Below are 20,534 nucleotides of genomic sequence, written 5' to 3'. Positions count from 1 at the left end.
CTCCTCCAGGGGTGATCTCCCGTGGCCAGCTCGCCACCCGTCAAACACCGCACACGGTTCTTCGACCACCGCATCCCGGCCCTGTACGCCGGCAAGTACACCATCACCACCGAGCAGCAGATCACCGGTGTGAACTCGCTGCCCACCCGCAACCAGCGGTTCGACTTGCGCGGACCGCGGTTCGCCATCGCCGCGACCGACATCCACGCGTGCTACCCGCTGCCCGGCGCGGTCGGCACGTACAGCCAGGTGCTGCCGCACATCACCCTGGAGACCCCGGGCGTGCCGTGGCTGCGCCCGTTGAAGGGCCAGAACGCGTCGGTGCCGTGGGTGGCACTGCTGGTCTTCCGCGAGGGCGAACTGCCCGGGGACCCGCAGGCACTCGGGCGCGCCGACGCCTGCACGGTCCGCGAACTGCTCGCCGGGCACTTGGACAACGGGCAGGCGCTGGCCGGCCGGAAGCCGGACATCGACTCCGCCTTCCTTTTCGCCGACGAGGTCGAGCTGGTCTGCCGCAGCATCCTCGTGCCCAAGGACCTGTTCCTCGCCGTGCGCCCGCTGCCGAAGGAGATGGCGATGCTGGCGCACGTGCGCGAGGGCGGGCCGCCGGACGCCACCCGCAACTCCAACCCCGCGCCGGACGAGGACGAGCTCAAGGCCGTCGTCGTCGCCAACCGCTTCCCCGGCGTCGAGGGCGGTCGGCACGTGGCGCACCTGGTGTCGCTGGACGGCTTCGAGGACACCTTCGGCGGCGGCAACGTGCCCGCCGAGGGCGTGCGACTGGTGTCGGTCTGGTCGTGGGTGTTCGAGTCCGAGCCCGACAGCGGCATCGGCTTCGGCGATCTCGCCGCCGACCTGGCCGCCGACCGCGACCCGCTGCTGCGGCTCCGTCCGGAACGACCGGCGAACCCGAACGAGGCGCAACGGGCGGCGCTGGCCCGGATCGACGTCGGCGCGACCGCGCTGCCGCACCGCCTGGCCTCCGGCGAACGCTCCTTCGGCTTCTACCGGGGCCCGCTCACGGCCGCTCCCGCACAGCGACTGCCCACCCCGTCGTCCGGGGAGCGGCTCGCCTCGTCCGACGAGGCACAGATCTACGTGCGCTCGCACGGCGTCTACGACACGTCCTACGCGTCGGCGTTCAGCCTCGGCCGCACACTCGCCCTGGGCGACTCCGAGTTCCGAACCGCGCTGCCGGCCTTCCGCAAGGCCGCACGCGGCGCCGTGCGCCGACTGCTGACGCACCCCCAGCTGGCCGGGCGGGCCGTGACGACCGCGACCGCCGGGATGCTCACGGCCGATCTGGCCCGCGACGCCTTCGACCGGCTGCTCACCGACGGCGCCGGCCGCCGCCTCGCGGGCGCGCTGGCCGGCGCGGGCTCCGACATCGCGGCGGGGCGCCGCCGCGGCCCGGCCGTACGAGTGGCCGCCGCGCCGCTGACCGCCATCGGCGCGCACGAAGCGCTGGCGCGGGCCGAGGTGCGCGACGTGCTGAGGGAGACCGTCGTTGAGGAGCTGGAACCCGTACGGGCCTGGCTGGACCGGCTCGTGGTGCTGGAGATGATCCCGTTCGAGCATCTGGTGCCGGACCCGCGCATGCTGCCCGAGGAGAGCATCCGGTTCTTCCACGTCGACGCCGGATGGATCCGGGCGCTGGTCGACGGCGCCCTGAGCATCGGGGTCGGCCACGCGCTCGACCAGGACCTCAACGAGCTGGCACGTGGCATCCAGGACGCGCCCGTGTGCGGGGTGCTGGTGCACTCGGACCTCGTCGAGGGCTGGCCGAAGACCGTGTACACGGCCTTCCGGAGCAACACGCCCGTCGAGCCCGTGCGCGTGACCCACTACGGCACGCACGTGCAGATGATGCTCTACCCGGGCGCGATCGACACGTTCACGATCGCCGAACCGCCCCAGGGCCTGCACTTCGGGTTCGGCGACCTCGGCACGATCGAGCTGCGGAAGATCTCAGGCCCGGACATCGGCCAGGCCATGGGCGAGTTCCCCGAGAACCCCGGCGACGACCGCTTCAGCCGGTTCCTGCGCCGGAACGGCCACGACGTACTGAACATCACGGGTGAGGGTGACGCGCTGCTGCCAGCGCTGAACCAGGCCCACGGCGGGGTCGAGCTGTCGTCGGCGCAGTTCACGCTGCAAATGATCAAGGCGCCACAGCTCCAGACCTTCGTCCGCCCCTGACCGGCCACCGTCCGCACATCCCTGGAGATCCCGCGATGTCCATGCTGAACACCAACACCCTGGTGGTGCCGGTCGAGGTGGCCGCCCTCGCCGTGAACAGCCGCCCGTACGCCGGCGACGGCTACATCTTCACCCGCTGGACGCCCAACTACTTCGTGCTCACGGACAACGGGCTGCCCGCGGAGCCCGCCCCGTTCCATCCGGACCCGTGGGACCCCGTCCAGGGCCGCGGCGTCTACGTGCAGTGGCAGCTTCCCGAGGCCCTCACCCGCGGCCGGCACGACGACGTCAACGGGGTGGAGGACTTCCCGATCGTGCCCAACCGCTGGCTGGTCGTGCGGTATCAGGCCGCCTCCCGCGCGGTGCGCGCCTGGATCGTGGAGAGCGACCACCTCGGCCTCCAGACCGGCACCGTGTCGTACCTGGACCCGGAGGAGGACGAACCGACCGCGACCAAGATCGGACGCCGGCACGACCTGACCGGCTCGTCGCCGTGGCGCGAGCCGTCCGGCGTCCGCGCACCCTTCCTGACCGCGCTGGGCCCGGGGCTGCTGACGTTCTCGGCGTTCCAGCCGTACAACGAGAACGTCTTCTCCATCCACGACACGCTACAGGACGTCACGGGCGCGGACCGGCTCAGTTACTACGTGGCCGGCTGGTACGCGGACCCCGGCAGCGACATCCTGGCCGGCCGCAACGGCAGCCTCACCGACCTGCTGGACCGGTTGGAGTGGCTGGCGCCTGCCGCGGGCAGCGGGGTGAACCGGTCGCTGTACACCGGCAGTGTGCTCGGCATCGAGTGGACGCCGGACGGCGAGATGCCCTCCGCGCCGCTGCCCGACCCCGCCAAGGCCGCCGTGTCGATCGGCAACAGCACTGCCGAGGCCATGTCCGGTCTCGTCGAGGAGGCCGCGGGGCCCGGCTCGTTGAGCGAGGACGAGTCCCGTTTGATGCGCGCGTTCGCGCTGGGCACGCTCGATCTGATCGACCGCGCCGACGGCGACGACCTGACCGAGCGCAGCGCGCACCGGTCCGGTTTCGGACCGGTGACGTCCGGCTTCACGTGGCAGGTGGCCGACCGGGGCGACCCGACCGCGCTCGCACCGATGTCCCGCGCCGAGCGGGCCGAGCAGCGGGCCCTGGAGCAGGACGTGATCGCCGAGCTCAACCGCGTGCAGGCCGAGCACGACGCACTGGAGCGTGACCTGATCGCGGCGGAGGAGCGCCTGTACACACTGTGGGCGCTGTCGCGGGCGGAGAAACTGCCGAGCGACTTCAACAACCGCGTCTGGGACGAACTCGACGAGGACCAGCCCACGGGCGCCGCCGGCCGGGTCGTCCAACTGCGGCACGACGTGGCCGAGAAGCGCAAGCTGCTCCCGTGGGGTGCCACGCCCGACGAGCTGGAGACCAGCGCCGCCGAGTACGCCGCCCGTAAGGGCCTGCGGAACGCCCGCGTGCTCAAGCGCGTACCGCGCATGCCGCACGAGCAGTCCGCCGACCCCGTGCTGCTGATCCAGGGGGCACACCTCAACGCGCCCCTGACACGTGGCTCGTCGCTGCCGTGCCGTACACCGGACCGCCTCGTGACGGCCGTGGGTTCGATCAACGCGGGCGCGGTGCAGACGGACGTCGCGAAGGTGAACACCGCCAACCTGCCCGACGGCATCGTGGGGCTGGTGACCGAGTTCTTCATCCTCGCCCGGGCCCGGCACACCGGCGTCGACCTCGGCGGAGCCACCGGGGCGCTGCCGGAGCACGGCACCGCCCCTTGGGAACAACCGTGGCAGCCGCTGTTCCTGGAGTGGGCCGTCGACTGGACCGCCCTGCCCTACCGTGACGAGCAGGGCGACCACTGGCGGTTCGACGGTACCCGCTACCACTGGAAGGGCAGCGGCGACATCCCCGACCCGTTCGTCATCACCGGCCGTCAGACCCTCGCCCCGACCGCCGGGCACGACCTCGACGGCAAGATCGCGGCGCACTCGGCCCACCGCGGCGATCTTCCCGACCTGAGCGGCATCCGGGAGGAGGTCCGCGAGCTGGACATGCTGTCGCAACGGCTGGACGGCTTCGGCGCGTACCTGGCGCAGCGCGACCCGCGCTCGACGATGCGGCCGGCCGGAGAGATGGGCGAACTGGTCGCCAACGCCGACTTCTACTCGCCGGTGCCCGGCACCGTCTCGGCGTTCCCGGGCCGTCCGCCGACGTCCTCGACGTTCTTCGAACTGCGCACGGGACAGCTCGCCTTCACGCAGCTCATGGTGGTCGACAGGTTCGGCCGGGCGGTCAACCTGTTCGACCCCAGTACGCCGCAGCACTTCAAGCCGCAGCGCCCGCTGTCGATGATCCCCGACCACCCGGTGGACTCCTCCGACATCCACCGGTTCGTCGAGCTGTCCCCGCGCCTGCTCCAGCCGGGGCGTCTGGGCTTCGACTTCCTCGACGCGGTGCGAGGCGACGACGTCGACCTCACCCCCGGCGCCAACCCGGTGTGCTCGTGGCTCGTTCACAACCGTCTCGACCGGACCATCGCGTGCTACGACCCGGCCGGGCACCCGTGGGGCGAACTGCGCGTCATCACTGGGACGAACGGCCAGAAACAGGTCGAGTGGGCGCCGCTGCCGGGCTCGGACGTCCTCACGATGGCCCAGCTCCGGACGGCTTCCCCGCATACCCATGATCTGTTGTCCGCCGTCCGGACGCGTGGCGTGGCCACGTTCGACGCCGTCCGCGCGACGGTCGACGACGCCCTGATCACCATCGACCCCGACGGACCCGACGACGGCAGCCTCGGCTTGTGCCTCGGGCGGCCGCTGGCCCTGGTCCGCGCGCGGCTGGACCTGCAACTGTGCGGGCCGGCACGTACGTCGGTGGGCTGGAACGAGGTGCTGGACCCGGAGGACAACGCGCCGGCCATGCCCGCGTGGGAATGGATCGTGCGGCTCGGCCAGGCCACCGCGACCGACGACGGACTCGTCGCGTACGTCCTCGACGAGGACTACGACCACCTGGAGACCATCGTGCAGCCCGCGTCCGGCGCTGGGGACTACCTGCGGCCCATCGACACCGGGGAACGGCTGAAGCTGGCGTTCCAGGGGGTGAGCAGTGCCAGGGTCACCCTGCTGATGGATCCGCGGGTCGGGGTGAACGCGACCACGGACATCCTGCCGGTGGAGGCCGTGCACGTGCCGCAGGAGTTCGTGTCGGAGGCGATGGCGCGGATGGCCATCTGCTTCCGTACGGGCCCGATGCTGGCGCCGACGACGGTCGACCCGGTCACCGCGGTGCTGCCGCAGCCGTCCACGGTCACCGGCACATGGTCGTGGACCGAGCCGGTCAGCACGACCGACTTCCGGACGCTGCCGATCACCGTGCCCGACCCGGCCTCCATGCCGCTCGGCGAACCGGAGATCCGCACAGGGTTCCTGGTACTGACGGACGCGGCCGACGCGACGCGTTGAGACACCCGACCAGAGAAAGGACGCAGTTGTGGCCATCGTGACCCAGACCGCCGCGGCCGACCAGCCTCGGTCCGCCGATGCCGAGCCCGTCGGCGTCGGGGACGGACAGCTCGACTACTCGCTCACCACCGTCCCTGACCCCCTGACGGTCAGCCCCGCGAGCGGCAACGTCGAACTCGCCGACCTCATCATCGTCGGCAGCCGCATCCACCCCAGCCCGATCGAAACCAACGAAATCGCTGTGTACGCGCCCATCGGCACCGAGGCATGGCAACTCGTCCTCGACTACACCGGTCTCCAGACCTCGATCAACCTCACCGGCTGGTCGGCCACCGTCGACGCCGCAGGCGAGCGCATCCTGTTCAAGCCCGACACGGGCCACGCCACGCTCACCCCCGAGCAAGGCATCACCGTGCAGCTCGACAAGCTGCGGATCAACCGGCAGGTCGGCACCGCGCCGATCGTGATGGCCCTGAAGTGGCGGACGCCGGGATCGAGTGCGTGGCGCACCGAGGAACAGACCCTCGGCGTCGGCAAGTTCCCGGCGGGCTTCCACCTGCGCAACCTCAAGGCCACCCCGAACTACATCGACAACGGCGACAGCGTCACCCTCACCTGGGAACGCTCCGACGCCGGCGGGGCCGAGTACACCCTGCTGTACGAGGACAAGGCCATCGCGGTCCCGAACTACACGACCTTCACGGTCCACAATGTGACCCGCAGCACGGTGTTCTACGTCCGCGGTCGCATTCAGCAGGGCACCGGCACCGCGGAGCGCACGCTCAACACGTACGTCACGGTCAACAAGCCCGACCTGGAGGTCAAGAACCTCGAAGTCTCCGGGGCAACGCGCATGCTCGCCTACAGCGACATGCCTCTTCCGGGCGGTGTGGAGAAAATCGTCGTTGCGGAGACAGACGGCCTGCTCGCTGTCAGAGCCTCGAACGGGCGACTGGAGATCAGGCAGAGCAATGGCCCGAACGCCTGGGCGCCGGCGGTCCTCGTCGGGGACGACAGCCAGGACAACCTGATGATCCCCATGCGTAAGGGCCTGGCGGCGAAATTCGCCTGGACATCCGGCAAGGTCGGGGAGGCCCGGCTGCACTGGTATCCCTTCGGCACCGGCGCACTCACTTTTCGGTGACGCGCCCAGCGCGGTCGCCGATGCCACCCGCTGACCCAACACACCAGCCAGGAAAGGCAAGACGCACATGGGCATCGTCACTCAGACCGCAGTTGCCACGGACGCGGAGACGGCCGCAGATTTCGGCACCCAGCTCCAGTACTCACCCACCACCGTCCCCGACCCGCTCACCGCCAGCCCCGCCAGCGGCACCGTCGAACTCGGCGACCTCGTCATCGTCGGCAGTCGTATCCACCCCGACCCGATCGAGACCAACGAAATCGCCGTCCACATCCCGATCGGCAGCGAAGCCTGGCAACTCGTCCTCGACTTCACGGGCCTGCAGACCTCGATCAACCTCACCGGCTGGAATGCCACCGTCGACCAGGCCAACGAACGCATCCTGTTCAAACCCAACACCGGCCACGCCACCATCACCCCCGAACAGGGCATCACCCTCCAGCTCAACAAACTGCGCATCAACCGCCAGGTCGGCACCGCCCCCGTCGTCATCGCCCTGAAATGGCGCAGCCCCGGATCCACCTCTTGGCGGACCGAGGAACAGACCCTTCCGCTCGGCAAGTTCCCGGCCGGCTTCTACTTGCGCAACCTCAAAGCCGAATCCGCCTACATCGAGAACGGCGACCCGGTGAAGCTCACCTGGGAACGCTCCGGAGGAGCCACGTACCACCTGCTGTACGAAAACATCGAAATCGACGTCACCCACTACAGCACGTACACCGTCCAAGACATCCGCCGCAACACCATGTTCTACCTTCGCGGACGCGTCCAACAAGGCACCGGAACGGCAGAACGCACCATCAACACGTACGTCACCGTCAACAAACCCGACCTGACGGTCAATGATTTGGTCGTGGAGGGTGATCTAACCGCTAGGCTGTTCGGACCTGCTGTGCGTGGAAGCGTGAATGGCGGCGTGTCGACGAAGGAATACCTTCCAAAATCGGATGGAATCTTCATTCTGACCAACACGTCGGGTCGGCAAATTCATGTCAGGCTGTATCGCGCAGGGCAATCGGCTCCAGAGTACGATGAGCCGCATGAAAACGGAGCTGAAGTATCCCATCGTGTAACGAAGGGAGGGCGTATTTGGCTGAGTACGATGCAGTCAAGCCAAATTCGTTTCAGCTATATCTTCCTTCCCCTCGGTGACCAATCCTCGTCGCCCCTGGGGGGAAGCTGAAGCCTGTCCGGAGCCGGATCGCGATTCCCGCCGGGTGCACAGGATCACTGGCCCGCGGTGCACGCCTCGCTGATGGCCTGGTCGAGGATCTCCAGGCCGAGTGAGATCTCGGACCGGCTCGCCGTCAACGGTGGTGCCATACGCAGGATTCCGCCCATGCCGGGGAGCTGGACGATGTTCATGTGCAGGCCCAGCTCCAGGCAGCGGCGAGTGACGTGAGCACCTAGGGCGTCGTCCTGCCTCGGAGTAGTGGCCCGGTCGGCGGCGAACTCGAGCCCGGCGAGCAGGCCCCGGCCGCGGATGTCGCCGACAACTGGGTGGCGTTGCGCGATGTCCAGCAGACCCTTGCGGAGGTACGCGCCGAGCGACGCTGCGCGTTCGTCGAGTTTGTCGGTGCTCAGGACGTCGATGACGGTGTTGCCGACCTCGGCCACGAGTGGGTCTGCGACGTGCGTGGTGAAGAACAGGAAGCCACGTTCGTAGGCCTCCTGCTCGATGGCGGCGGTGGTGACGACGGCGGCCAGTGGAAGGCCGGCCCCCAGGGTCTTGGACAGGGTGAGAATGTCGGGAACGACGCCGTCGCGTTCGAAGGCGTACCAGGTACCGGTGCGGCATAGGCCGGTCTGGGCTTCGTCGAGGATCAGCAGCATGCCGCGCTCTCGGCATTTCTCCTGCAGTGCGGCGAAGTAGCCGAGGGGCGGCTCGATGATTCCGCCGGAGCTGAGGATCGGCTCGACCAAGCATGCGGCCAGGCTGCCGGTGGACTGGGCATCGATGAGGTCGAAGGCGAGGTCGAGTTGGCGGCGCCAGTCCAAAGTGCCGTCCGGGTGGGTGAAGTCGGGTCTGTAGGGATTGGGCACGGGGATCGCGAAGTTGCCTGGCGCGCCCGGACCATAACCCTTGCGTCCTGCACTGTAGGTGGCGGAGGCGGCGGCCTGGGTCATGCCGTGCCAGGACCTGGCGAACGAGACGATCTCATATCTTCCGGTGACGAGCTTTGCCATCCGGACGGCGGCTTCGTTCGACTCCGCACCCGTTGTCAGCAGCAGCACCTTTTCCAGCGCGTCGGGGAGGGTACGGGCCAGACGCTCCGCCAGGTCGACGACGGGCCGGCTGAGCATGCCGCTGTAGAGGTGATCGAGACTGGCGATCTGCCGCTGGACGGTCTCGACGATCCGCGGATGGCAATGGCCCAGGATTGCGCTCATCTGGCCGGAGGTGAAGTCCAAAATCCTACGGCCGTCCGTCGTGTGGACGAAGCTGCCGCTCGCGGCCTCGATGATCTCGGGAGTGAAGGCGGCGCCGTAGCGGACCAGATGCCGTTCAACACTTCTCCAGAACGGACCGGCAGGCAGGTCAGTGGTCGTGAGGTCAGCCATGGCCGCGACCGTAGGCCCCACGAGCGCGAGGCGTCCATCTCAAGATTCCGGCTTCGCTGTTCGGGAAATCCGTACAAGAATCAGGTTCGTGATGAACCCCTGGAGACTCAAGCTGCTGAGCCTGCTGGACACGCTGGGAACTGTCCGCGCGGTGGCCCAGGCTGCCCATCTGAGCCCCTCGAGCGTGTCGCAGCAGCTCGCCGTCCTGGAAGCCGAGACGGGCACACAACTGCTTGAGCGAGCAGGGAGAAGGGTGAGACTCACCTCCGCCGGAATGATCCTCGCCCAGCGAGCCCGCTCCATCCTCGACCAGATGGACAGCATCGAGACGGAGCTGCGGGGCTTCGGTGAGGAACCTGCCGGGCACGTGCGGCTGGGCGCCTTCCAGAGCGCGATTCACAACCTCGCCGTCCCGGCCGCGATCCGGTTGGCTGCCGCCTACCCGCATCTGAATGTCGAGATCCTGGAGATGGAGCCGCACGCAAGCCTGCCCGCCCTGCGGGTCGGCGACGCCGACATCATCATCACGACCACCGACTTCGACGAACTGCCCCTGGGCGAGGACCTCGACCTGGTACCACTAACTACAGACCCCGTCCTGCTCGTGCTCCCGTCCGAGTACCCGGCAGACCGCGGCCCGGTGGAACTGGCCGCGTTCGCCGAGGAGGCGTGGGCCCTCGACATCCCTCAGTCGTACATGGCCAATCTGGTGCTCCGGCTGTGTCGACAGGCCGGCTTCGAACCACGTGTGGTCTGCCGGTTCAGCAACTACATGATGGCGCTGCAACACGTCGAAGCAGGACTCTCGATCACTCTGCTGCCAGCCCTGGCGATCGATCACAGCCGCTACCGAGTGTCCACCAGAGAACTGACGATCCCAGTCACGCGCACCATCACGGCGGCAATCCGGCGCAGCACGCCCGCCCGCGCCGCCGTCCGCGTCGTCCTCGACGCGCTGCGCCGGAAGGCCCGGCCCGCCCCCGATCCGGACGACCAGCGGCCAGGGCACGCCCGAGTGCAGCAGCGGTCCGCGCCCGCGTGACACGCTCTCTCCTTCCGCGGAATCGCCGCCGTACTGGAGGCCGAAGGCATCCAGGGCAAGGAGCGCTCGTGGCAGTGGTGGGAGCCGGCCAGCGCCCCGATCTCCGTCGTGCGGCGTTCGGTCATGCACCTTCACCGCCCAACCTCCGCCCGGCTACGCGGTGTTCAGGCTTCCTGCGTGCCTGCGTACATGGCTGTGATCAGTTCTGCGTAGGTGCGCTCGACGACTGGTCTCTTGATCTTCAGGCTGGGGGTGAGTTCGCCGTGCTCGACGTCGAGATCGCGGGGGAGCAGCGTGAAGTCCTTGATGGTCTGCCAGCGTTGGAGGTCGTTGTTGACCCGCTGAACGTAGGTTGGAAGTCTTGAACGTGTCCTTCTTGCGGTCGGTGATGCGCAGGAAGCCGTCCGCGTCGAGTTCGCCGATGTCGCCGGTGCGAAGCCAGCCGTCATGGGTCAGTGCCTCGGCGCTCTGGGCGGGGAGGTTGTGATAGCCGCGCATGACGCCGGGGCCGCGCAGGAGGATCTCGCCCGCGGGTTGCGGGCGAGGCAGGCGTCGGGGCCGACGCCGAGCCGTTCGGCGACGCCGGGGCGGTAGCCCTCGATGAGGACATCGGCGCGCTCGACGAGGTCGAGTACGGTGGCGGGGCCGTCGGCGGCCTTGAGGTCGACGAGGACGGAGCGCTTGTTGCGGTTGGTCAGGTCGTGGGCGGGGTCGATGCCGAGGCCGGGGCCGCCGGGCCGGTCGACGCGGACGATGTCGGCGCCGAGGTCGGCGAGGAGCATGGCCGCGAAGGGGCCGGGGCCGATTCCGGCGAGCTCCACCACCCGCACGCCGCGGAGCGGGCCGCTGCGCAGGGGCGCTTCCCCGTCTCTCGCAGCGCGGGGAGAGGGCTGCAGTCCGTCACTCACCGCGGGGCCGAGGCGAGAAAGCGGCTGGCTTCCTCGATCGCGCGGATGCTCTCGAACGATCCCCCGCCGTCGCACGGGATCACCGCACCGGAGATGTAGGCGGCGGCAGAGGACGACAGGAACATCGCCAGATCGGCGATCTCCTCCTTCGTGCCGAACCGGCCCAGCGGAACGGTCTTGACCGACCTGTTGCCATCCGGGTCGTCTCCCGGCGACAGCCGTGCCAGGCCCTCCGTCCCGGCGATCGGGCCCGGCGCGATCGCGTTCACGCGGATGCCCTTGGCGCCCCACTCCAGCGCGAGCACCCGGGTCAGCTGGTCGACGCCCGCCTTCGCGGCGCACACATGGGCCTGGTACCGCACGGGGATCACCGCTTGCGGCGCGGTGATGTTGATGACCGAGGCGCCGGGAGCGAGGTGCTCGAACCCGGCGCGCATCACGTGGAAGGTGCCGTTGAGGTCGATGTCCACGACCACCTTGAAGCCGTTCGACGACAGCCCGTTCGCCTCGGCCAGGAAGTTGCCGGCCGCCCCGGAGACCAGTACATCGACCGGCCCGAACTCCGAGCGCACCGCGCCGAAGACCTCCGCGACCGACCCCATGTCCCGCACATCGGCGACGAACCCGCGCACGGGGTTCCCATGGGCGCTGAGCTGCTTGACCGCCGCGTCGACGTTGGACTGCTTCCGGCTGGCCACCGCCACCGTGCGCGAGCACTACAGCCCCCTCGTCCGGACCGTGCTGACGATGCCCAAGCCCGTGATCGCAGCCATCAACGGGGCCGCCGCCGGCGCAGGCATGGCGCTGGCACTGGCATGCGACTTCCGGATCGCCGCCACGTCCGCAACCTTCACGACCGCCTTCGCCGGCATCGGCCTGTCCTGCGACACCGGAATCTCCTGGACCCTGCCCCGCGTCGCCGGACGAGCAGCAGCACTCAACCTGCTGCTGCACCCCCGCCTCCTCAGCGCGGCAGAGGCGCTCGACCTGGGACTGCTGCACCAGGTCACCGCTGACGAGGACCTCGACGCCAAGGTCCACCGCAGCGCTGCCGCCCTGGCCGCCGGCCCCACCAGCACCTTCGCCGCCATCAAGGCAGCCGTGACCTTCGCGTCAGAATCGACACTCGACGCCGCCCTGGAATACGAAGCGGCGCAGATCGCCCGCACGGGGGCCTCTGAGGACTACCGCCTCGGCCTGAACGCCTTCCTCGCCAAGCAGAAGCCGACCTTCACGGGACGCTGAACCGTCCGTACGCCATGGCCGACTGCCCGGTCGGCATGAACGCCTTGCCTCGGCCACCTACCTGCCTCAGCTGGGCGCCGTACCTGATGACGTACGGGCTCGAGCGGCCCACCCCTCGTCCGGTGCGCCCCGCAACCCGATGGCAGACGCCCACAGCCGCGACAGGTGATCGACGACGGTGTCCTCGTCGAAAGGGTCTTCCACGGAGGACCACGCGTGGGCGACCTGCTCGACCATCGACCCCAGCGCCAGGGCCGTCAGCCGCGCGTCCAGGTCCGGATTCGCCAGCCCCGCGTCCTGCAGTCGCCGCAGGCCCTTCGTGGCACGGCTGACGTAGAACTCCCGGATCTCGAGGACGATCTGCCGCAGGGCCTCGTCCGCGGCCGCCCCCTGATCCACGAGTCGCAGCACCTTCGACGCCTTGTCCCAGGCGCGGAGGTAGAGGCGGTTCGACTCCACGAGCTTCGCGTACGGGTCGCCCACCACCTCCGGTGACACCAGACTCGAGGCCAACATCTCACCCGCCACCGATCGGACGACATGGTGCAGCAGATCGTCCCGGGACTCAAAGTACGTATAGAACGTCCCATACGAGACGCCTGCCGCCTGCGCCACCGCTTCAGGACTGAAAGCGGACCAGCCCTGCTGCTCCAGGACTTCCCGCCCGGCGAGGATCAGGGCGTCACGGGTACGCCGACCACGTGTCGTGGTCGGCGGCGTCGGGGCCGGCTTGGTCCTCTGCCGTCCCATGCTCCAATCATCGCACCCCCAGAAGGGCCTCTCCATGCATCGGATCATTGATCCAATGGCGAGGGCCTTCTCGCCGCCCGCTGGATCACCGAGCACCACCCCAGCACCCCGGCCGACCACGAGTACTTCGCCGAGCGGTGCGTGCCCGTACTCGGCGACTGGGTGCGTGAGTTGAGCCGCTGAGTCATCAGGTCAAGCGTCCCGGACACTTGACTCGGTAGGCGCGCGGTCCGATCCTCGTCCCAGGTATTGCGCGGTTCATGACAACCTCAGGGTTTCGCCGACCGCGCCCTCCCGCCGACCGAGGGACGTGGGCCGTGACGCCGATTCGACGCTCGTACCGCAGACGCAGAAACGTCACCATGCTGTCCCTGCTGCTCCTGGTACTGGCCATGGCCCTCGGGCCCACACCGAGTTCGGCGGCCGGCAACGACTGGTGGATCCCCACCGCGCGACCCGCCCCGGACGTCCAGATCAACGTCACCGGCGAGCCGTTCACCGGCACCAACTCGGCGGGAGAGGTACGCGGGTTCGTCGACGCGCACAACCACCTCTTCGGCAACGAGGCCTTCGGCGGCCGGCTGATCTGCGGCAAGGTCTTCTCCGAGGCCGGTGTCGCCGACGCCCTGAAGGACTGCCCCGAGCACTACCCCGACGGGACCCTCGCGATCTTCGACTACATCACCCACGGCGGCGACGGCAAGCACGACCCGGTCGGCTGGCCGACCTTCAAGGACTGGCCCGCGTACGACTCGATGACCCACCAGGCCGACTACTACGCATGGGTGGAGCGGGCCTGGCGCGGTGGACAGCGCGTGCTCGTCAACGACCTCGTCACCAACGGCATGATCTGCTCCGTCTACTTCTTCAAGGACCGCAGTTGCGACGAGATGACGTCGATCCGGTTGCAGGCGAAGATGACGTACGACCTCCAGGCGTACATCGACAAGATGTACGGCGGCACCGGCAAGGGCTGGTTCCGCGTCGTCACCGACAGCGCGCAGGCACGTGAGGTCATCGAGCAGGGCAAACTCGCCGTCATCCTCGGGGTCGAGACCTCCGAGCCCTTCGGGTGCAAGCAGATCCTCGACATCCCGCAGTGCAGCAAGGAGGACATCGACAAGGGACTCGACGAGCTCTACGCGCTCGGCGTCCGCTCGATGTTCCTGTGCCACAAGTTCGACAACGCGCTGTGCGGCGTCCGCTTCGACTCCGGCGGTCTCGGAACGGCCATCAACGTCGGCCAGTTCCTGTCGACCGGCACCTTCTGGCAGACCGAGAAGTGCACCGGCCCGCAACACGACAACCCCATCGGGAACGCCTCGTCACAGGCGGAGTCGGACCTGCCGGCCGGCGTGGACGTCCCCTCGTACGACTCGGACGCCCAGTGCAACAAGCGCGGCCTCACCGGACTCGGCGAGTATGCCGTGCGCGGCATGATGAAGCGCAAGATGATGCTGGAGATCGACCACATGAGCGTCAAGGCCGTCGGCCAGGCGCTGGACATCCTGGAGTCGGCGTCCTACCCCGGTGTGATCTCCTCGCACAGCTGGATGGACCTGAACTGGACCGAGCGGGTCTACTCCCTCGGCGGCTTCGTCGCCCAGTACATGCACGGTTCCGAGGGCTTCGTCGCGGAAGCCGCCCGGACCAAGGCGCTGCGCGACAAGTACGGCGTGGGCTACGGCTTCGGCACCGACTTCAACGGCATCGGCGACCACCCCGCCCCGCGCGGCGCGGACGCCGCGAACAAGGTGACGTACCCCTTCAGGAGCGTCGACGGCGGCTCCGTCATCGACCGGCAGACCTCCGGCGAGCGCACCTTCGACATCAACACCGACGGCGCGGCCCACGCCGGGATGATCCCCGACTGGATCGAGGACATCCGGCAGGTCGGCGGCCAGGACGTGGTGAACGACCTGTTCCGGGGCGCCGAGTCCTACCTGGACACCTGGGGCGCCACCGAACGGCACCAGGCCTCGGTCAACCTCGCCAAGGGGCAGCCCACGACGGCCAGTTCGTCCGAGTCGAACCCGTTCACCAGCTACCGGCCGGGCCGTGCCGTCGACGGTGACGACACCACCCGGTGGGCCAGCGACTGGAGCGACGACCAGTGGTGGCAGGTCGACCTGGGCTCCACCCAGCTGGTGTCCCGGGTGACGCTGGACTGGGAGCGCGCGTACGGCAAGTCGTACCGCATCGAACTCTCCACCGACGGCACGAACTGGCAGACCGCCTGGTCCACCACGAGCGGCGACGGCGGCCTGGACACGGCCCGGTTCACCGGGACCCCGGCCCGCTACGTCCGGGTCCACGGTCTCGACCGCGGCACCGACTGGGGATACTCGCTGTACGAGGTCGGAGTCCACAGCGCCTGAGGCGGGAGTTCACGGATGGCACGCATGCCGTCGGCCGAGCGGCGCCGGCAGCTGACGGAAGCGGCGATCAGGGCGATGGCCCGGGACGGCGTCGCCAAGACGACGACCCGGGCCATCGCCGCCGAGGCAGGCATGTCGCTGAGCGTCTTCCACTACTGCTTCGACTCCAAGCAGGCTCTGATCGAGTCCGTCATCACCACCCTCACCGACCACTCGGTGACCGTGGTGCGGGAGGCACTGCGGCCCAGGGCCACGCTGGAGGAGACCGTCCGGGCCGGCTTCGAGGCGTACTGGGACCACGTCCGCGACCGCCCCCACGAGCACATGCTCACCTACGAACTGACCCAATACGCCCTGCGAGAGCCGGGGTTCGAGCACCTGGCCCGACGGCAGTACGAGCTCTACGGCATCGCCTACACCGAGCTGATCGAGCAGTTGCGCACCAGCCGTGACCTGCGACTCCGCGTCCCCGTCTCCGTACTGGCCCGCTATCTCGCCGCGGTGACCGACGGCCTGACCCTCAACTACCTCGTCCTCGGCGACGAGTCGGCCTGGACCGACATTCTCGACACGGTCACCGCCCACATCGCGAGCCTGGTGGCCTGAGCCGCACCCGGCGCAACGACCGTACATGCGCGACGAGCCCCGGAGCAGGGCCCGTCGCCCGGCCGGCGGTCCGGCGCGGCCGGACCGCCGGGTACCGGTCAGGAGCCGAGGCGGACGCGCAGCCCCGGCTGGAGAAGGTCGCCATGGGCGGTGACCATGTCGTCGCACAGGCGCCAGATGTCCTCGACGGGCAGAGCCGCGGCGGTGGCCGGGTCGGTCATCGCCGCATGCCTGATGTGCCGCGGTTCGTCCTCGAGCGCCGCCCGCACCACCAGGTCGTTCGCGCTCAGGTAGGTGCGGTTGAGCGCCGCCAGCTGGGGCGGGAGAGAGCCCACGCGGGTGGGCTGGACACCCAGCGAGTCCACCAGGCAGGGCACCTCGACCACGCCGTGCGCGGGCAGGTTGTCGATCAGGCCGCGGTTGGGGACGTTGCCGTAGACCGTGCGCGGGGTACCGGTGACCATGCTGTGGATGATCTGGGGCGCGTACTCCATCGTGCCCTCGACGGTGATCGGGGCGCCTGCGGCCAGCGCGTCGCGGGTCCTCTCGTACTCTGCCGTGTTCTCGTCGACGATCTTGAGGTACTCGCCGACCGGCAGCCGCAGCCGCTCGACCTCGCTGGTGTGGTGCAGGTACCAGGGGACGTACTCGGAGGAGTGCTCGCTGGTCTCGGTCGGATAGTGGCCGAGCCTGCGGTACATGTCGACGCGGACCCGGCGGCGCAGCTGCTCGTCGCCGGCGATCAGTTCGTCGAGCCTCGGGTAGAGGTCCTGCCCCTGATGCTCGAAGCGCAGCACCCACGCCTGGTGGTTGACACCGGCCGCGTGGTAACTGATCTCCTCGTAGGGGACCTTGACCAGGTCGGCGAGGTCACGCATCGTCCAGTAGACCGAGTGGCACAGGCCCACCACCCGGGTCAGGCCGGTGGCCTGGGTGAGGTACTGGACGTTCATGGCCATGGGGTTGGTGTAGTTGAGCAGCCAGGCCTGGGGGCAGACCTCGGCGATGTCGCGGCCCAGCTCCCTGAGGAACGGGAAGGTGCGCAGGGCGCGGAAGATGCCGCCGATGCCGAGAGTGTCGCCGATGGTCTGGCGCAGGCCGTAGCGGGCGGGTACCTCGAAGTCGGTGCGGGTGGCCTCGACCATGCCGATCTGCACGATGTTGATCACGAAGTCGGCGTCCGCCAGGGCCTCGCGGCGGTTGGCGTGTGCGGTGACGGTGGAGCCGGCACCGAGGGTGTCGGCGATGCGGACGGCGGCGGCGTGCGCGGTGGCCAGGCGTTCGGCGTCGATGTCGTGCAGCGCGATGTGCGCGGACTTCAGTTCGTCGAAGACGAGGAGGTCGGCGAGCAGACCCTGGGTGAAGACGACGCTGCCGGCGCCGACGAAGACGATCTTGGGGGTGGTCATACGGGGGTTTCCTCGGTCTCGGGAAGGCGGGTGAGGGCTTCGTCCCAGGTGGGCTGAGCGGCGGTGCCGCCGCTGGCGCGGGTGGACAGGGCGCCGCAGACCGCGGCGAGGCGCAGCGCGTCCGGCAGGGACATCTCGTGCAGCAGGCCGGCGATGAAGCCGGCGTCGAAGCTGTCGCCGGCGCCCACCGCGTCGACCGGCTCGACCGCGATGCCCCGGGTGGTGAAGAGGCGTTCGCCGTCGTGGCACAGCGCGCCGTCCGCGCCGTTCTTGACGACGGCGACCGGGCCCCGGGCGGCCAGCCGGGCGGCGGCCTCGGCCGGGTCCGCGGCGTCGGTCCGGGCCAGCCGGCGGGCCTCGGCGGCATTGGGCAGCAGGAAGTCGGTGTGGGCCAGCACGGCGTCCAGACCGGTGGGCTCCCACTGGTCGGCCGGGTCGTCGTTGGTGTCGACGGAGGTGGTCGCGCCGTGCCGGCGTGCGGTGCGCAGGAGGTCCGGGAGCGCGGCGGCGAGCTGGGGCATCAGGAAGTACGAGGTGGAGTGGACGTGCCGGGCGGCGGCCAGCAGGGCGGGCGGCACGTCGTCGGCGGTGGTCGCGGCCAGGGTGCCGGGGGCGGTGAGGATGGCCCGGTCGTCGCCGCGGGTGAGGACGACGGTCAGCGGGGTGGGGCGGTGGTGGTCGAGCGTCAGCGCCTCGGTGTCGACACCGTGGGCGTCGAGGCGGTCGCGCATGTAGCGGCCGGCGTCGTCGTCGCCCACCCGGCCGGCGAAGGCGACCCGGAGGCCGAGGCGTGCGGCCCCGCAGGCGACGATCGCGCCGGATCCCCCGATGGCGAGGGCGCCGGAGGGCACCAGTTGTTCGCGCTGGCCGAAGGCGAGCGGGGTGTCGAGGGGGCCGATGACGACGTCCGGGTTGGCGTCACCGATGACGAGCAGGTCGTAGGTGTGCGGCATTGCGGAGGTTCCTGCCTGGGTGGTGTGTCGGGGTGGCCTGCGGGGTCAGCCCTTGAGCCCGGTGGAGGTGATGGACTGGATGAACGCCTTCTGCGCGCCGAGGAAGGCGAGCAGGACGGGCAGCACGGTGATGACGTTCCCGGCCATCACGGCGGCCCACTGGGTGTGGTGCTGTCCCTGAAAGGTCGTCAGGCCGAGCTGGAGCGTGTACTGGGTGTCGTGGTTGATGGCGATCAGGGGCCAGGTGAGGTCGTTCCAGGTGCTCAGGAAGGTGAGGACGGCCACGGTGCTGAGGGCGGGCCGGGACAGCGGGAGCACGATCCGCCACAGCACGCGCAGTCGGGAGCAGCCGTCGATCCAGGCTGCCTCCTCCAGCTCCCGGGGCAGCGAGAGGAAGAACTGGCGGAGCAGGAACACCGAGAAGGGTGTGACCAGGGACGGCACGATCAGCGCGCCGAGGGTGTCGATGAGGCCGAGCTGCTTCATCACCAGGAAGGTGGGGATCATGGTCAGCTGGAACGGGATCGCCATCGTCGCCAGCATCAGGCCCAGCAGCAGCCGGGAGCCGGCGAACCGCATCCGGGCGAAGGCGTAGCCGCCGAGGGTGCCGAGCACCAGGTTGGCGGTGACGGTGACCAGGCTGACGACGAACGAGTTGGCGAACCAGCGCGGGAACATCGCGTTGCCCAGCACGTAGCGGTAGCCGCCCAGGTCGAGATGGGAGGGCCACAGCGCCGGCGGGAAGCGGTTGATCTCCGCGTTGCTCATCACCGAACTGAGGACCAGCCAGATCAGCGGCACCGCGAAGAGCAGGGCCATGGGGGCGAGCAGCAGGTGCCAGGGGCTGAACGGCAGCCGGGGGCGGCGGCGCCGGCTGCCGGGCCGGGTGGCGGACGAGGCCGCCTGCGCGGCGTGGGGCGGGGCGGAGACGGCGGTCATGCGGAGGCTCCCTGGAGGCGGCGGCGGACGACCTGGAGGATCAGGCCGATCAGTCCCAGGGCCACGGCCAGGACATAGGCGGAGGCGGCCCCGTATCCGGCGGTGGCGTTCTTGAAGGCCTGCTCCCAGATGAAGTAGACGATCACCGTGGTGGAACCGAGCGGCCCGCCCTTGGTGGTGACGTAGACGAGGTCGAACGCCTGGAGGGACTGAATGGTCTGCCACAGCAGCAGGAACACCGTTACGGGCCGCAGCGCGGGCAGGGTGACGTGGCGCAGGAGCTGGCGGCGGTCGGCGCCGTCCAGCCGGGCCGCCTCGATCAGTGAGGCGGGCACGTCCTGGAGCGCGGCGAGGTAGATGACCAGGCAGAACCCGGTGCCGCTCCACAGGCTGACGGCGACGAGCACGGGCAGTGCCTGGGAGGGGTCGGTGAGGAAGCCCTGGGACGGGATGCCGAGGTGGTGGAGCACGGCGTTGGCGGCGCCGAACTCGGGGTCGAGGATGAAGGAGAACAGCACGCCCTGCGCGGTCGCGGAGACCACGAACGGGACGAAGTACAGGGTGCGGTAGAGGCCGACGAAGCGGATGCGCCGGTTGAGGGCGAGGGCGAGGAGCAGTCCGATCGCCATGCTGGCCGGCACGTACAGCGCGGTGTAGAGCAGGGTGTTGCGCAGGGCCTGGCTGAAGTGCGGGTCCTGGGCGAGGGCGCGGTAGTTGTCCAGGCCGACCCACCGGCTGGGGGTGACCAGGTCGTTGGCCTGGAAGGACAGCAGCAGCGACCAGATGATCGGCACCACGCTCAGCCCGAGGATGATGAGGACGGCGGGTGAGACGAACGACCAGGCCATGGCGGCCTCGCCGGCGCGTCTGCGGCGCAGGGCGCGGCGGTTGTCCGGGGGCCGGGACACGGTGATCGGGGTGGGCAGTCGCGACAT

The 20,534-nt window shown here is 69.4% G+C and carries 15 protein-coding genes and 2 pseudogenes; 8 read left to right on the top strand and 9 right to left on the bottom strand.

The features are described 5' to 3' along the window. The first annotated feature begins 21 nt into the window (after window positions 1-21). The 4 genes from ABZ915_RS29075 to ABZ915_RS29060 all read left to right on the top strand — a co-directional run bounded on the left by ABZ915_RS29075 (window position 22) and on the right by ABZ915_RS29060 (window position 7,990). The gene (locus ABZ915_RS29075) at window positions 22-2,199 is read left to right on the top strand and encodes a hypothetical protein (protein WP_361809359.1); all 2,178 of its coding nucleotides are present in this window, start codon (window positions 22-24) and stop codon (window positions 2,197-2,199) included. A 35-nt stretch (window positions 2,200-2,234) separates the two neighbouring features. Then, window positions 2,235-5,663 carry a hypothetical protein gene (locus ABZ915_RS29070; RefSeq protein WP_361809357.1) on the top strand — a complete coding sequence of 1,143 codons (3,429 nt, stop codon included), beginning with the start codon at window positions 2,235-2,237 and terminating at the stop codon, window positions 5,661-5,663. A 28-nt stretch (window positions 5,664-5,691) separates the two neighbouring features. Beyond that, window positions 5,692-6,807 carry a hypothetical protein gene (locus ABZ915_RS29065; protein ID WP_361809355.1) on the top strand — a complete coding sequence of 372 codons (1,116 nt, stop codon included), beginning with the start codon at window positions 5,692-5,694 and terminating at the stop codon, window positions 6,805-6,807. Window positions 6,808-6,874: 67 nt separating this feature from the next. Further along, window positions 6,875-7,990, top strand: coding sequence for a hypothetical protein (locus ABZ915_RS29060; RefSeq protein WP_361809353.1), 1,116 nt, complete (start codon window positions 6,875-6,877; stop codon window positions 7,988-7,990). Between the two features lie 44 nt (window positions 7,991-8,034). Here ABZ915_RS29060 and ABZ915_RS29055 read toward each other — a convergent pair whose 3' ends face one another. Continuing rightward, a complete protein-coding gene (locus tag ABZ915_RS29055; RefSeq protein WP_361809351.1) occupies window positions 8,035-9,369 on the bottom strand; it encodes an aspartate aminotransferase family protein in 1,335 nt (444 codons plus the stop codon). 88 nt (window positions 9,370-9,457) lie between these two features. On the opposite strand from ABZ915_RS29055, the gene ABZ915_RS29050 reads away from it, so the two are divergent. Further along, window positions 9,458-10,411 carry a LysR substrate-binding domain-containing protein gene (locus ABZ915_RS29050; RefSeq protein WP_361809349.1) on the top strand — a complete coding sequence of 318 codons (954 nt, stop codon included), beginning with the start codon at window positions 9,458-9,460 and terminating at the stop codon, window positions 10,409-10,411. 164 nt (window positions 10,412-10,575) lie between these two features. Here the strand turns inward: ABZ915_RS29050 and ABZ915_RS29045 are convergent. From ABZ915_RS29045 to ABZ915_RS29035, 3 genes and pseudogenes are all read right to left on the bottom strand, one after another. After that, window positions 10,576-10,939: pseudogene (locus ABZ915_RS29045) on the bottom strand (long-chain fatty acid--CoA ligase); the annotation flags it as partial. Then, a pseudogene (locus tag ABZ915_RS29040) lies at window positions 10,939-11,265 on the bottom strand (CoA transferase); the annotation flags it as partial. The pseudogenes ABZ915_RS29045 and ABZ915_RS29040, both read right to left, overlap by 1 nt. 50 nt (window positions 11,266-11,315) lie before the next feature. Further along, window positions 11,316-12,017, bottom strand: coding sequence for an SDR family oxidoreductase (locus ABZ915_RS29035; protein ID WP_361809347.1), 702 nt, complete (start codon window positions 12,015-12,017; stop codon window positions 11,316-11,318). On the opposite strand from ABZ915_RS29035, the gene ABZ915_RS29030 reads away from it, so the two are divergent. Continuing rightward, window positions 11,920-12,564 (top strand): enoyl-CoA hydratase-related protein, encoded by a 645-nt coding sequence (locus tag ABZ915_RS29030; RefSeq protein WP_361809345.1) that lies wholly within the window; start codon window positions 11,920-11,922, stop codon window positions 12,562-12,564. The two genes, ABZ915_RS29035 and ABZ915_RS29030, sit on opposite strands and share 98 nt — an antisense overlap. A gap of 66 nt (window positions 12,565-12,630) precedes the next feature. On the opposite strand, the gene ABZ915_RS29025 is transcribed toward ABZ915_RS29030, so the two are convergent. Then, window positions 12,631-13,314, bottom strand: a complete 684-nt coding sequence (locus ABZ915_RS29025) for a TetR/AcrR family transcriptional regulator (RefSeq protein WP_361809343.1) — start codon at window positions 13,312-13,314, stop codon at window positions 12,631-12,633. Between the two features lie 362 nt (window positions 13,315-13,676). Here ABZ915_RS29025 and ABZ915_RS29020 point away from each other — a divergent pair, with 362 nt between their 5' ends. Next, entirely contained in the window at window positions 13,677-15,692 is a 2,016-nt protein-coding gene (locus ABZ915_RS29020; protein WP_361809706.1) for a discoidin domain-containing protein, read from the top strand. 15 nt (window positions 15,693-15,707) lie between these two features. After that, on the top strand, window positions 15,708-16,298 hold the full coding sequence (locus ABZ915_RS29015; protein ID WP_361809341.1) for a TetR/AcrR family transcriptional regulator: 591 nt from the start codon (window positions 15,708-15,710) through the stop codon (window positions 16,296-16,298). A 98-nt stretch (window positions 16,299-16,396) separates the two neighbouring features. On the opposite strand, the gene ABZ915_RS29010 is transcribed toward ABZ915_RS29015, so the two are convergent. From ABZ915_RS29010 to ABZ915_RS28995, 4 genes are read right to left on the bottom strand one after another with little or no spacing between them, the layout of a single operon-like run. Beyond that, window positions 16,397-17,707: an alpha-glucosidase/alpha-galactosidase gene (locus ABZ915_RS29010; protein WP_361809339.1), complete on the bottom strand. Its 1,311-nt coding sequence runs from the start codon at window positions 17,705-17,707 to the stop codon at window positions 16,397-16,399. Further along, a complete protein-coding gene (locus ABZ915_RS29005) occupies window positions 17,704-18,660 on the bottom strand; it encodes a carbohydrate kinase family protein (protein ID WP_361809337.1) in 957 nt (318 codons plus the stop codon). The genes ABZ915_RS29010 and ABZ915_RS29005 overlap by 4 nt, the downstream gene beginning before the upstream one ends. A 45-nt stretch (window positions 18,661-18,705) precedes the next feature. Then, window positions 18,706-19,599 carry a carbohydrate ABC transporter permease gene (locus tag ABZ915_RS29000; RefSeq protein ID WP_361809335.1) on the bottom strand — a complete coding sequence of 298 codons (894 nt, stop codon included), beginning with the start codon at window positions 19,597-19,599 and terminating at the stop codon, window positions 18,706-18,708. Continuing rightward, entirely contained in the window at window positions 19,596-20,534 is a 939-nt protein-coding gene (locus tag ABZ915_RS28995; protein ID WP_361809332.1) for a sugar ABC transporter permease, read from the bottom strand. Before ABZ915_RS28995 ends, ABZ915_RS29000 begins: the two co-directional genes overlap by 4 nt.

The organism is Streptomyces sp. NPDC046915 (genome assembly GCF_040644935.1).
Lineage (GTDB): Bacteria > Actinomycetota > Actinomycetes > Streptomycetales > Streptomycetaceae > Streptomyces.
The sequence above is the reverse complement of the archived record's forward strand: the minus strand, read 5'-3'. Positions and strand labels throughout refer to the sequence as shown.

Excerpts from the sequence above, each read along its gene's own strand:
- ABZ915_RS29070 (WP_361809357.1), top strand. The coding sequence starts at position 2,235 with ATGTCCATGCTGAACACCAACACCCTGGTGGTGCCGGTCGAGGTGGCC.
- ABZ915_RS29060 (WP_361809353.1), top strand. The coding sequence starts at position 6,875 with ATGGGCATCGTCACTCAGACCGCAGTTGCCACGGACGCGGAGACGGCC.
- ABZ915_RS29055 (WP_361809351.1), bottom strand. The coding sequence starts at position 9,369 with ATGGCTGACCTCACGACCACTGACCTGCCTGCCGGTCCGTTCTGGAGA.
- ABZ915_RS29030 (WP_361809345.1), top strand. The coding sequence starts at position 11,920 with ATGTCCCGCACATCGGCGACGAACCCGCGCACGGGGTTCCCATGGGCG.
- ABZ915_RS29025 (WP_361809343.1), bottom strand. The coding sequence starts at position 13,314 with ATGGGACGGCAGAGGACCAAGCCGGCCCCGACGCCGCCGACCACGACA.
- ABZ915_RS29020 (WP_361809706.1), top strand. The coding sequence starts at position 13,677 with ATGCTGTCCCTGCTGCTCCTGGTACTGGCCATGGCCCTCGGGCCCACA.
- ABZ915_RS29015 (WP_361809341.1), top strand. The coding sequence starts at position 15,708 with ATGGCACGCATGCCGTCGGCCGAGCGGCGCCGGCAGCTGACGGAAGCG.
- ABZ915_RS29010 (WP_361809339.1), bottom strand. The coding sequence starts at position 17,707 with ATGACCACCCCCAAGATCGTCTTCGTCGGCGCCGGCAGCGTCGTCTTC.
- ABZ915_RS29005 (WP_361809337.1), bottom strand. The coding sequence starts at position 18,660 with ATGCCGCACACCTACGACCTGCTCGTCATCGGTGACGCCAACCCGGAC.
- ABZ915_RS29000 (WP_361809335.1), bottom strand. The coding sequence starts at position 19,599 with ATGACCGCCGTCTCCGCCCCGCCCCACGCCGCGCAGGCGGCCTCGTCC.
- ABZ915_RS28995 (WP_361809332.1), bottom strand. The coding sequence starts at position 20,534 with ATGTCGCGACTGCCCACCCCGATCACCGTGTCCCGGCCCCCGGACAAC.